This is a genomic window from Campylobacter sp. 2018MI13, from assembly GCF_018501135.1.
Taxonomy (GTDB): Bacteria; Campylobacterota; Campylobacteria; order Campylobacterales; family Campylobacteraceae; genus Campylobacter_E.
Genome location: NZ_JAHCZC010000056.1, coordinates 1 through 12299, shown reverse-complemented (window position 1 = coordinate 12299; position 12299 = coordinate 1). Strand labels below are relative to the sequence as shown.

10 protein-coding genes and 1 tRNA gene are annotated in these 12299 nt (G+C 27.8%); 3 read left to right on the top strand and 8 right to left on the bottom strand.

The genetic code is table 11. The features are described 5' to 3' along the window. Nucleotides 1–32 precede the first annotated feature (32 nt). Entirely contained in the window at nt 33–1307 is a 1275-nt protein-coding gene (locus tag KJQ99_RS06700) for a methyl-accepting chemotaxis protein (RefSeq protein WP_502756516.1), read from the top strand. A gap of 39 nt (nt 1308–1346) precedes the next feature. On the opposite strand, the gene KJQ99_RS06695 is transcribed toward KJQ99_RS06700, so the two are convergent. Continuing rightward, on the bottom strand, nt 1347–3536 hold the full coding sequence (locus KJQ99_RS06695) for a molybdopterin-dependent oxidoreductase (RefSeq protein WP_214150338.1): 2190 nt from the start codon (nt 3534–3536) through the stop codon (nt 1347–1349). A gap of 65 nt (nt 3537–3601) precedes the next feature. On the opposite strand from KJQ99_RS06695, the gene KJQ99_RS06690 reads away from it, so the two are divergent. Both KJQ99_RS06690 and KJQ99_RS06685 read left to right on the top strand, forming a co-directional pair. Further along, complete coding sequence (locus KJQ99_RS06690) at nt 3602–4150, top strand: biotin transporter BioY (protein WP_214116243.1); 549 nt, start codon at nt 3602–3604, stop codon at nt 4148–4150. A 148-nt stretch (nt 4151–4298) separates the two neighbouring features. Next, nucleotides 4299–4373, top strand: a tRNA-Asn gene (locus KJQ99_RS06685). A gap of 500 nt (nt 4374–4873) precedes the next feature. On the opposite strand, the gene KJQ99_RS06680 is transcribed toward KJQ99_RS06685, so the two are convergent. From KJQ99_RS06680 to KJQ99_RS06650, 7 genes are all read right to left on the bottom strand, one after another. Next, a complete protein-coding gene (locus KJQ99_RS06680) occupies nt 4874–5635 on the bottom strand; it encodes an FAD:protein FMN transferase (protein WP_214150337.1) in 762 nt (253 codons plus the stop codon). Continuing rightward, complete coding sequence (locus tag KJQ99_RS06675; RefSeq protein ID WP_214150336.1) at nt 5632–7236, bottom strand: TolB-like translocation protein; 1605 nt, start codon at nt 7234–7236, stop codon at nt 5632–5634. Before KJQ99_RS06675 ends, KJQ99_RS06680 begins: the two co-directional genes overlap by 4 nt. Before the next feature lie 121 nt (nt 7237–7357). Continuing rightward, the gene (gene pyk / locus KJQ99_RS06670) at nt 7358–8797 is read right to left on the bottom strand and encodes a pyruvate kinase (protein ID WP_214116229.1); all 1440 of its coding nucleotides are present in this window, start codon (nt 8795–8797) and stop codon (nt 7358–7360) included. A gap of 1 nt (nt 8798) precedes the next feature. Continuing rightward, nucleotides 8799–10145 (bottom strand): FAD-dependent oxidoreductase, encoded by a 1347-nt coding sequence (locus KJQ99_RS06665; RefSeq protein ID WP_214150335.1) that lies wholly within the window; start codon nt 10143–10145, stop codon nt 8799–8801. Between the two features lie 43 nt (nt 10146–10188). Continuing rightward, nucleotides 10189–10800 carry a type III pantothenate kinase gene (locus tag KJQ99_RS06660; protein ID WP_214116219.1) on the bottom strand — a complete coding sequence of 204 codons (612 nt, stop codon included), beginning with the start codon at nt 10798–10800 and terminating at the stop codon, nt 10189–10191. Beyond that, nucleotides 10797–11717: a putative periplasmic lipoprotein gene (locus tag KJQ99_RS06655; protein ID WP_214150334.1), complete on the bottom strand. Its 921-nt coding sequence runs from the start codon at nt 11715–11717 to the stop codon at nt 10797–10799. The genes KJQ99_RS06660 and KJQ99_RS06655 overlap by 4 nt, the downstream gene beginning before the upstream one ends. Continuing rightward, a complete protein-coding gene (locus KJQ99_RS06650) occupies nt 11714–12223 on the bottom strand; it encodes a hypothetical protein (protein ID WP_214116215.1) in 510 nt (169 codons plus the stop codon). The genes KJQ99_RS06655 and KJQ99_RS06650 overlap by 4 nt, the downstream gene beginning before the upstream one ends. Nucleotides 12224–12299: the final 76 nt, after the last annotated feature.

The window sequence follows — 12299 nt, the reverse complement described above, 5'->3', positions numbered from 1 at the left end:
ATAAAAAACTTCAAGAATTTATATCAACTACTATGAATAATAATATAAATGGTAATTTTAATATAAATGCAAATGAATTTTTCCAAGTAGCTACTAATGTGATAGAAGATTATAAAAAATTAGAAAACGAAATAACAAATCAAATTCTAAATAAAGCAAATATAAATAAGTCTGAAGCTCAACAAGAAATAATTATTCAAATAATAATAGCCTTATTAGCACAGATTTTAAATATGTTTTTAGCTTATGTAATATCTAAAAATATCATTAAAAACCTTACTTTAATCAATACTGGTCTTAATAGTTTTTTTGATTTTTTAAGATATAAAAGTAATGATGTAGATAAAATAATCACAAACAACAAAGACGAATTTGGCAAAATGGCTATGCAAATAAATGCAACCGTATTAGAACTAAAGCAAAATTATGAAAAAGACCAAACCTGTATAAATGAAATTACAAATATTACAAATTCTATTAAACAAGGTAGTTTAAACAATGAAATAACCAGCGAACCTTACAATCCAAAAATAAAAGAATTAAAAGAAATTCTAAAAGAAATGTTGCAAACTCTAAAACTAAAAATAGGAAAAGATATTAACCAAATTGATGAGCTATTAAAAGAATACTCAAATATGAATTTCAAAAATAATATAAAAAACCCAATAGGAGAAATAGAAAATAGCCTAAATACCTTGCAACAAGAAATTAAAAATATGCTTTATTCTCAAGAAAATATAAGCAATACTTTAAAATCAAATTCTAATAATTTAAAAGAAAATATGAAGCTTTTATTAAATGGTAGCAAAAAGGCTAAAAACAACCTTGAAGAAAGTGCAGTAGCAATCAATCAAATGTCAAGCTCAATGACTGCAGTAGCTCAAAAAAGCCAAGAAATCATTCAACAAAGCGATAGCATAAAAAGCGTTATTGATGTTATTAGAGGCATTGCAGAAGATACAAATTTATTAGCTTTAAATGCTGCTATTGAAGCAGCGCGTGCAGGTGAGCATGGGCGTGGATTTAGCGTGGTTGCAAGTGAAGTTGGCAAATTAGCTAATAACACTAGCTCATCATTAAATCAAGTAGAAGCTAATGTAAAATTATTAGTCCAACAAATTCACGATATTGGTATGAGTATAGATGAGCAAACTCAAGCAATTAATCTAATCAATACAACCATAAACGAAATTGATGAGCTAAGTAAAGAAAATGATAATATTGCAAATGATACAAATAAAGCTGCAAATAGCGTAGATAGTCTAGCTAGCAATATTTTAGATGATTTAAACAAAAAAGAATTTTAATTATCCTAGTTTTTAGGATAATTAAAATAAGAATTTAAATTATAAATTCTTAATAATTTTCGGAGCTTTAAAGCAGTCTTTCTCCCAGTTTTTAGTGCCATTAAATTTTTCTATATCTACTTTACAAGTGTGAGCTGTGTTGCTATTTGATACCGCTGAACTTGGGCTTGAGCTTGTTAGCACATTTACATTTCCATTTAGGCACCTTTTACCATCAATTTGCCACCAAGCACCTTGAAAAATCAAAATATTATTAGGATTAATATCACAAATTATTCTAGCCCCCACTAAAATCTCGCCCCTATCATTAAAAACTCTTACAATATCTCCTTGCTTAATGCCCTTTTTAATAGCTAAATCTTTATGCAAATAAACAGGCTCTAAATCATTTTCACTATCTCTTATATCGCTATTATGTAGTTGTGAATGAAGTCTATAAGGACTATGTGCAGAAGTTAAAAATAAAGGATATTTGCTTAAAAGCTCATCTTTTTGCTCGTATTTTGCGATATTGTTTTTTATACTTAAATTAATATTTTTTATGTTTTTAAATCTTGTAAAAGGCTCTAACTCGCTTAAGCCCTGCACTTTTTCATAAGATTTTTCTAAAAACTCATCAAACTCACTTAAAATTATTCCTTTTTTAAAATATCTTTCTTTAATATCCAAATAAGCTAATTTTACTAAGTCTAATTCATCTAAATCACGGCAAAATTCATAAGATTTATTAAATCTTTTTGCTATTTCTTTGCATATTTCAAAATCACTTTTTGCGTTATAAAAAGGCTCTTTTATAGGTTTTAGTGCAAAAATTATTTCTTTATTCGTGCTTTGCTCTATATCATAACGCTCCCCTTCAATAGCAATAGGCAAAACAATATCACTCATCTTAGCTTGAGCCGTCCAAAAAGGCTCAAGTGTGATAATGCACTCAAGATTATTTAAAGCCTTTAAACTCTCATTGCTATTTGGCTGATGGGTAAGGTATGAGCCACAAGCATTTATCATTAATTTTATATCAGGATAGATGATTTCTTCATCTTTATAAGTGCTTTTTGTATTAGGCTTTAATAAGCACTCGCTAAGCCTTGAGCTTGGGATATAATGATTTTTGCCTTTTATTTCGCCTAAAAGTGCATTTATATCGCTTAATTTTTCTGTATTTTTTGCACTCTCACCCTTGCAACCACTGCTTAAATTAAACTCAATCCCTAAACCATCTTTGCCTATATGTCCGCACATAGCAGCTAAGCAAATTATTGCTAGGTAGTTAAATTCTCCGTTTAATTGTCTTTGAATTGACCTACCTAATAAAATATTACTAGAATTATTTTTAAGCTTTAAGGCTAGATTTTCTAAATCATTTTTGCTAATACCACAAATCTTACTAGCCCAATCTAAGTCCTTATTTACCCCGTCGTTTATACCTAGAAAATAGTCTTTAAATGTATCAAATCCTGTGGTTTTACTCTCTATAAATTCTTTATCATAAAGCTTGTTAGTATAAAGATAATTGCACATTCCAATAGCCATCGCCATATCAGAATTTGAATTAGGAGTTAGAGTTGTTGCATTCATCATTTTTGCACTCTCATTAGCTCTAATATCTATAAAAATTACTTCAATATCTTTATTTTCAGCCATTTGTTTTAGATATTTTTCGTGTTCGTGCATAGGAATATCGTGAGCAATTTTACTTGTAATAATAGGATTAGCTCCCCAAAACACGACTACTTTAGCGTGTTTGATTATTTCTTTATAATCAGTTGCTCTTTCATAAACACAAGATGAGCCAAAAACATAAGGCATACTAGCTATTGCAGAGCCGGTTGAATAATCTCCTAACTCAAAGACCCCGCCACCAAGAGCATTGATAAGTCTATGAATTAGCATTCTACCCCAGCCGATTTTACCTACCCCACCCCATTCGTAACTTTCAGCATAAATACTGCTAGAGCCGTATTCTTCATAATATTTTTTAAGATTATTTGCAATTAATTCAAAGGCCTTATCCCAAGAAATCTCTATAAACTCATCATCTAATCTATCCTTAGAACCATCTAAAAATCCACGCCTAACGCAAGGATTTTTAATTCTTGAGCTATGATTTATTCTGCTTGTGTAATGATTAATCAAATCAGTCGGGGCTTCATCGTAAATAAAAGGCGTTATTTTATCATCTTCTAAATAAAACGCCCCTACTCTAGTGGCTATTAAATGTTTTTTCATAATTCTTCCTTTATAAATATTATTTTTAGTATATAATCATTTTTTAATTTTACAAAGGAGGGATTATGTTAGCAGCTTTAAAAAGTTTTTGCTTAAAGAAAAATACCGCAAGCAATACAGCTAAAGTATTACTAGCAAGTATTTTAATAGCATTTGCTGCTAATTTAAAAATAAGCATAGACATCATACCCTTTACTATGCAAACTATGGTGGTTTTAACTATATCTTATGCTTTAGGCTCAAGACTAGCTTTATTTAGTTTGATTTTATGGTTTTTAGAAGGTTTGTGTGGCTTTCCTGTATTTGCTAGCGGTGGTGGTTTGCACGCAATTTTAAGCCCTAGTGGTGGGTATATTTTTGGTTTGATTGCTATGGGTTATATTATGGGAAAAGCTAAAGACCATGATATAAACAATGTCTTTGCGTTAAGTTTATATGCTCTAGTAGCTACTGCAGTGCTTTATATTTGTGGCTTATTTATTTTAAGCTTTTATGTTCCTAAGGATAAAATACTTAGTATAGGGTTATATCCTTTCATAGTAACTGATATTGCAAAAGCATTTTGTGCTGCATTGCTTATAAATCCTGCTTATAAACTATTTAAAAACTTATAATTTATAAGTGCTTTTAGGTCAATAAATCATTTTGACTAAAAGCATTTTTTATTAAATTTCACATTTTTTTATATTTTTTTCAAAAAACTCTTGACAAACAAAATTTTCTTGGCTATTATTACGCTTTTACTTAACGATTACTACTTATTCCGGATTAGCTCAGCGGTAGAGTAGGCGGCTGTTAACCGCTTGGTCGTAGGTTCGAATCCTACATCCGGAGCCACTTTTTTATTTCCCTTAATTTTATTTTTAGCTCGTATCTAAAATCAAACAAATATTTTAAATATTAAATTCACAATATAATTATTTGCAAAAAATAGAATTTAAAATTGATAGCAAAATATAAAAAATCACAACAAAACTATATTAAATATAGGTATAAAACTTAGTGAAACTTCTAAATATTTTAACAAAACAAACATATAAAGCAAATAGTTAGAATATAACAAGCAATATTTTCAACTCACGCTACTATTCATAAAAATATATTTAAGTTTTTAAAAATTTTTAAATTATGATTTTGATAAAAATTATGTTGCAATGAGTAAGATAAGAAGCAGTATTTGTAATTTTATCTATTTTATGAAAGTAATACAAAAATTATTGCTATTTTTATTTAAATATCTAAAAAGCAAGCATTTATAACAATATTTTTAATCAAGATTGTTCTAAAGCAATATAATAAAACTATCTTTATTTTAACTTCACTTAAAATATATTAAATTACCTGTCACGATTAGATTGGTATTTTATTTCGTTATTAAAATCAATGCAAATTGCTAAATACTCTTTAGGCAAAATAATTTCTTCAAAGCACAAAGCAGTGGAAAATACCCCGCAACTAAGCGTGTTTTCTCCTATTACACTAACTTGAGAATATTTAAAATCTTTTGTATTTATTATGTGATTTGCTCTTTCATATTGTGCTGAAGTTGTTAGCGATTGATTTAAGATTTGCCATTTTTTAATAGCTTCTTGTGGATTTTTAGGATTTTTAATATTTACAAATATTTCTTTATTAGTCTTTAAATCCCCTCCAAAATTAATCACATATTTGTATTTTTCACAAATTTTAGCACATTCATCAACTGCAAATTCTTTAATCACACCACCTAAGTCAATTTTTGTATTTATATCTTCAAATTCTATAAATTTTTTAGATAAAAAATATGAATTTTTACCATATTTTGCATTGTTTTTTAATTTTTTATTGATTAGTGTAATATCAAAAGCATAATTAGTAATTTCACTAAGACTTGAGAGTTTTTGCAAAATCATCATAGTTTGCTGGTCTAATTTTATACGATTTTTGCTTTTATTATTAATTTTAGATACCAGCGAAGAATTATCAAAATAATTATATTTTAAATGTAGATTTTTACAAAGCTCAAAACATTTAATAGCTAAATTAGAAGCTTCATATTCGCTAGCTTCTAATTTAACAACACATTTTGTGCTAAAGCAAGAAAAAACAAATTCTTTCACTTACTAACTTTTATATTAAATGGAGTTGTTAAAGCTTCTTCACGAATTATTTTGCCGTTTTCACATAGCTTTAATATAACGCTAAATTCCCCACTTAAATCATTTTTTGGTAAAGCAAAAATTTTACCTTTTTCATCAACAAAATCTGCAAACTCATCAGGTAAAAGATAAACAATATTTATCCCATCAATATGTTGTGGAAAAATAATATCTGATTTTATTTTTTCTTTTCCACCACTATTTTTCATCTTAATTTTAATGTTTTCCATATTTGGTGCAATAAAACTAAAAATATTTGCTTTTAAATTCTCAAATTTATCATCTATACTAATGCTTTTGCCTTTTGATAAATCATAAATATCAATATTTCTACGATTATTAGAAACAATTAATGTATTATTGTCTTTAAATGTAGCGGCATAACTTACATTCCCACCCTTAATACTTCCTGCTAAATACGGCTTATTTTCAATATTAAAAATGCTAGTTTGCCCTAATCTATCTCCAAAAGTATAAGCCAAAGTTTTACCATCTGGACTAATAGCATAAGAGCCAGAATATAAAGCAAAACCTGTATTTGAACATTCTGTTGTATGATTTAATACACTTACTTTACATAGCTTAGAATTATAATTATGTGGTGTTGCATAATAAATATTTTTTGCATCAGGACTTACTAAAAAAGGGCTTGTAGTAGCTTTTATAGGACGACCAAAATATTGTGCGTTAAAATCTGCGATTTTATTTAGTTTAGATTTTTTAATATCGTATTCATAAATGCCTTTATTTTCGCCTTTTAAAAGCACAAATAATCTATCAAGCCTAACATCAGCCTTTACTACATCTTTAATCTTAAAGCTTTTTATCAATTTTAAATTCTTATCAAAAATACTAAAAGTTTCTTTATCATCTAAAGCAATTACACCATCTTTGTATTTTCTAAACAAAAAATATTCACCCTTTAAAAAAGCTAATTCCTTTAAATCACCGCTATTATCTAATTTTATTTTATGTAGTCCTGAATGGTGCAAATATGGTCTAGCATTTTTATTATCTCTTCCTAAATATTTTGGCATAGTATTTACAAAAGCAGTTTTATCATCTATAAATTCTACTTGCTCTACGAAAAGCTCACTTGCCCCACTCCACTCATCATCATCGTTATTATTATCTGTTTTGCTATCTTCTTTAACTTTTTCTTGTTTTTTTGCATCGTCGGTAGCTTCTGGATATTTCTTACCTAATTCAGAATGATCAGCATCCTTTATCGCATAAAAATCATTATAAACAATATTATCATTTTTTAAATCAAATAACACTATTGATGAATGATAGCTCCCTGCTGCTAGTAATTTATCATCTCTTACACTAATATCTCTAAAATATAAATCAGTTTTTGATTTTCCTTCAAAGTATCTTGCATAATGCCATTTAAAACTATCATCTGGATTTAAAGACTTAATAAGATTTGCTTGAATGCTAGTTTTATTAATACTATCATCATAAATATCAATCATTTCATTTGGTTTTATTACATAACTAGCATTTAAAGAACTTGCTAAAACACAAGCTAAAGTTGAGCTTAAGAATATTCTCTTCATTTAAACTTCCTTTCATAATTATTGATAAGTATTATAATAATTATTATTTAATATAAGTTTAAATATCATTCATTTTTTAGAATTTAAAATAAGCAAAAGCCTATTTTAAATTCCTTTTTTTCTACAAGTTTAAATAATACTCTATTTGTTCTTTTCCAAGAACTCTGATTAAATTCGTGCTACCTGTTTCTCCTACAGGATAACCTGCTGTAATAACATAATTTTTACTCTTATCCATAATGCCTTTTTTTACCCCTACTCTTACACAATTTTGTAAAAGTTCGTGCAAACTACCTGCCTTATCAACCACATAAGCTTCACTAAGACCCCAACAAATACTAAGGCTTTTTAGTGTTTTATCACAATGGCTCATTGTTATTATCTTTGTATCAGGTCTATATCTTGCCATTTTTTTAACACTCGCACCACTACTTGTAAGACAAATCAATGCGTCTGCATTAATATCTTTTGCAAGTTGCACAGCTGATGCTGCGATAGTATCAGTCATATCTCTTTTATCGTGATTAAAATTGCAATATGGATAGATTTTCTCTACTTCGCTAATCGTTGCAGCCATAATGCTAACAGCATTTACAGGGTCAATTCCAACTGCACTTTCTTCGCTAAGCATAACAGCATCAGTTCCATCTAACACAGCATTTGCAACATCGCTTATCTCTGCTCTAGTTGCACTTTTGTTATTTGCTAAAGAAAATAGCATTTGAGTTGCAGTGATTACTGGCTTACCTATTTCGTTAGCTTTTTTGATTATTGATTTTTGTATGCTTGGAACCTTATAAAAAGGAACTTCTATTCCTAAATCCCCACGAGCAACCATTATCCCATCGCTTACATTAAGAATTTCATCTATATTCTCAACAGCGTCAAATTTTTCAATCTTTGCAAAAACAGCGGTTTTATTTCCGTTTTCAGCTAATATTTGCTTAGCATTTTTGATATCATAAGCGTTTTGAACAAAAGATATTGCCATATAATCAACATCATTTTTAACACCCCACAATAAATCATCTTTATCTTTTTTAGTGATTACTTCTATGTTGATTTTTGTATTAGGGAAATTTATACCTTTATTTGACGCTAATTTTCCATCGTTTTGAACTTGGCATTTTAAATAATCTTGATTTATATCTTCAACGATTACTTTTATAGAACCATCGCATAAATATATAGCTTCGCTAACTCTTACTGCACCTAGAATTTCATTATAATTTGTGCTTACTTCATAGTGATTTTGCGCTTTTTGATTAGCCTTTATTGTATGTCTATAAATATCTAATCTATCGCCTTTTTTTAATAAAAATGGCTCAGGTAATTCTAATACCCTAATCTTTGGCCCTGAAATATCTTGTAATACTCCGATATTTTCGCCTAATTCTTCAGCTATTTTTCTTACCTTATCTAAATTCGCTTTATGATATTCGTGAGAGCCATGAGAAAAATTTAAACGAAATACATTAACACCTGCTTTTATCATTTCTCTTATACATTCTTCGCTATCGCTTGCAGGCCCTAAAGTTGCTATTATTTTTGTTTTTTTCATTTTATCCCCTTAGTTCTTTATTGAATAGTTCTTCGTTAAATTCAAGTTTTAAATAATCAACCACCATTCTTAAATCTCTTAAAGCATTTCCCATACAACTAGTCGCACCTGGACTTGGGGTCATATTAAAGATTATTCCTTGATTTTGTGGCACTATACTAGCTTCGCCTAGCATTAATTTCTTTTCAGTTTTGTTTAGCACTTGTGGGCGAACTCCACCAAAACCTTTTGCGTAAGTTATATCATCAGTTGTAAGACTTGGGACGATTTTTCTAGCGTCTTTTACAAAAAGATTTTTATTAAGGTATGGCACTTCAAATAAGAAATTTCTTAAAATATAATTTCTAATAGTGCTATCTTTCATTAAATCAAGTAAGATTTTAATAGTAGTTCCATCAAGGCGTAAAGTTGTAAAAAATTCAGGCAAACTCTTAAGCCCGTGATAACGCTCAAGCTTAGGTAATACTAAAGCAGTCGGACCAAAACGAGTATTCATATCACATAAAATATCAGGGTCGCCGTGTAATGCTGCAAAAGGTAATTTTGGATTTTGAACCATATAAACTTTACCATTTAATAAATGCTTTTTAGTTAGATAAAAACTACCTGCAACAGGCAAACAGGCATAATCAAGACCATAACCCATCTTATGTGCTAAAAATAATGAATGAGCACCTGCATTTACCACTACGAAATTCGCACTAAATTCAGTCTTGTTAGCACTAATTAAATAAAAAACATCGCCTTTTTTATAAATATTTACAATTTCTTCATTAAAAAACATTTGATTTTCTTGATTAGCTTTCATTGCTTCTTCAGCTAAACTCTCGCTCATTTTGCCAAAATCAACCGTTGTATAACAATCCCCTGCTAATGCACCCATTGCAAATATTTCTTCAGGTCTATCACCACCACCTAAAGCTTCTACTACTTTTGGCTCTATTCTTTTTATTTCTGCTTTGTCAAACTTTCTAATATAAGGATAAATATCTTTAAATTCTTCATATCTTTTTTGCATAAAAGCACATTCTTCTTCACCAACAGCTAAAGCCATTTTTTGATGAGAAAACATAAACTTCTCTTCTGCTTTTACTAATTTTGCATAATTTACAATCATATCAGCGTTAGGTTTTACTTTTGAAGCTTTTTCATAAGTATAATTTGTCTCTATATCTCCGCTATGAATTGTTTGAGAATTGCTAGTGCCTTTAGAATTGAGAGTGCTTAATGCGTGATATTTTTCTATTAATGCCACTTTTTTTACATTTGTATATTTGCTAAGCTCATAAAACAAAGCCGCTCCACTAATTCCACCACCAACTACTATAACATCAAAATGTTGTGCCATACTCCATCCTTTTTGTAATTTTTTTAATGATAATTTTATTTATTTATAAATTCAAGTCTTTAATTAATTTTTGCATTCCTTGGAATACTAAATTTTTCTCATTTATTGCATTTTTAAAAAACTGACTTAAAAAGCTTGCATCTCCACCAGTTAGATAAATTATCTCATCATTGGCAAAATCATTAATGCTATTTACAACACTTGAAATTATCCCGTAGCTAATAGCGTCTTTTGTGGAATTTGGTAACGAATTTAAATCAATAGATGTATTTAATTCATAATCTAATCTACAAGAAATATTCTTATAAGCATTAAGATATGATTGAATACCTGGCAAAATAAATCCGCCTAAATGTTTACCACCACTCATTTTATCAATTGTAATTGCACTACCAGCATCTACAATAATGCCAGAATCAATGCAATAACAAGAAGCAATTCTATCAACACCCAAACCAACATAAGAAGTATTAAGACTAAAATAAGGTTCAAGATTAATATAGTTATTAGGTAATGTAGAAAAATTAGAATTTACACTTATATAAAATACTTTTTCTTTAAAAGAGTTTGGGATAAAGTCTTTTAACTCTATCCTTTTTGCATGTTCTTCTTTATAAACACAAGCTGTTGTGTTTCCAATATCAATTAAAGTCATTTCAATTCATAGCTTTTGTTGTTATAAAATAAAATGTTATCCTTAAAATAAGCACCTGAATCTATTTTAGAATCTAAATTATAAACAGCTAATTCATTTAATTTATCATCTAATTTTATCAAGTATCCATTATGCTCTAAAGCATAAATAAAGTTATTATAAACGTAAACATCACTATAGTTTGCATATTTAAATTTAATTTTTGTAATTTCATTTAATAAATAATCAAATTTATAAATTACGCCTTCGTTTGATAAAATATAAATATAATTATCTTTTTCTAAAGCCTTTTTAATATTGATTAGTTTACTATATGTTTTATTATCAATTATTGTAAATACCTTACTAGAACTTGCTGCGATTAATTTTTCACTATCAGCTTTTAAAAATACAACATTATTAAAAAATTCTTGAGTTCCTACATTTATACTTCTTATAAAAGTATTGGTATTGTTATTGATAACGATTAATTTGCCATCTAAGCTAGGAATTATTATCACATTGTTATTAAAACTAGGATTTGCTAATTTTTTCACCACTCCATTTGCTTGTCCGTAGTTTTCACTAAACAAATATTTTTGTTCTAACAAATCAAATATTATTATATTATTCAAAGCATCAACCATTACAGCCTTATTGCCTTCTGTTGCGATACTTACAATTTTTGCATCAAATTTCTTATCAAAAATTACTTCTTTATCTTTTAAGATTTTTAAAAATCCTAAATCATTAGATAAATATAAGATATTATCTTGTTTGTTAATGATTTCATAGCCTTTAAAATTCTTCAAGATATTCTCATTTTTCGTTTTAATTATTGTAAGCTTTTGAGTATTTTCTGGCTTATAGTATTGTTTTGAACCTGAACAAGCCGCTAAAAATACTAAAGATAAAGCTATTAAAGAATATTTTTTCATTGGTTACCTTGATAATGTTTTAAATTATTAGCAATTCTTAAAAATACAGAATTTGCACTTATTGAATTAAGTTTTACTTCAGCTTCTTTAATTTTATTATCTTTTAACAACGCATAAGCTTCTTGTATTGTTTTTAAATCTGTTAAGAAAAAATCTGATTTAAATTCTCTAGCTTTATAAATTTCTAACAATAATTTATCCTCATTACTAGGATTAAATTGTAATAATTCATCTAAATATTTTTCATCTAAAAGCACTGCTAAATATAAATTAGGATTTAAAGATTTTAATTGATTTAATTTATCATTATTTTTAGTAATTAATAGCTCATTATATAAAGCATTTGCTTCTTCTTTTGTTTTTTGTTTTATAGAATCATTAATAGATGTTATAACAAAATAAGCAACAATTACGATTATCAAAAATATAAAAAGAAATTTGTATTTTCTAATAAATCTTTCAACTTTAATGCCAAATTCTTCTACGCTATATGAATTTTCTTTCAAATTAAATTCCTTAAAAATTAATAAAATTAAAGCTGAAATTGTAACAATTTTTCGTAAATCTTGATAAATTTAGTGC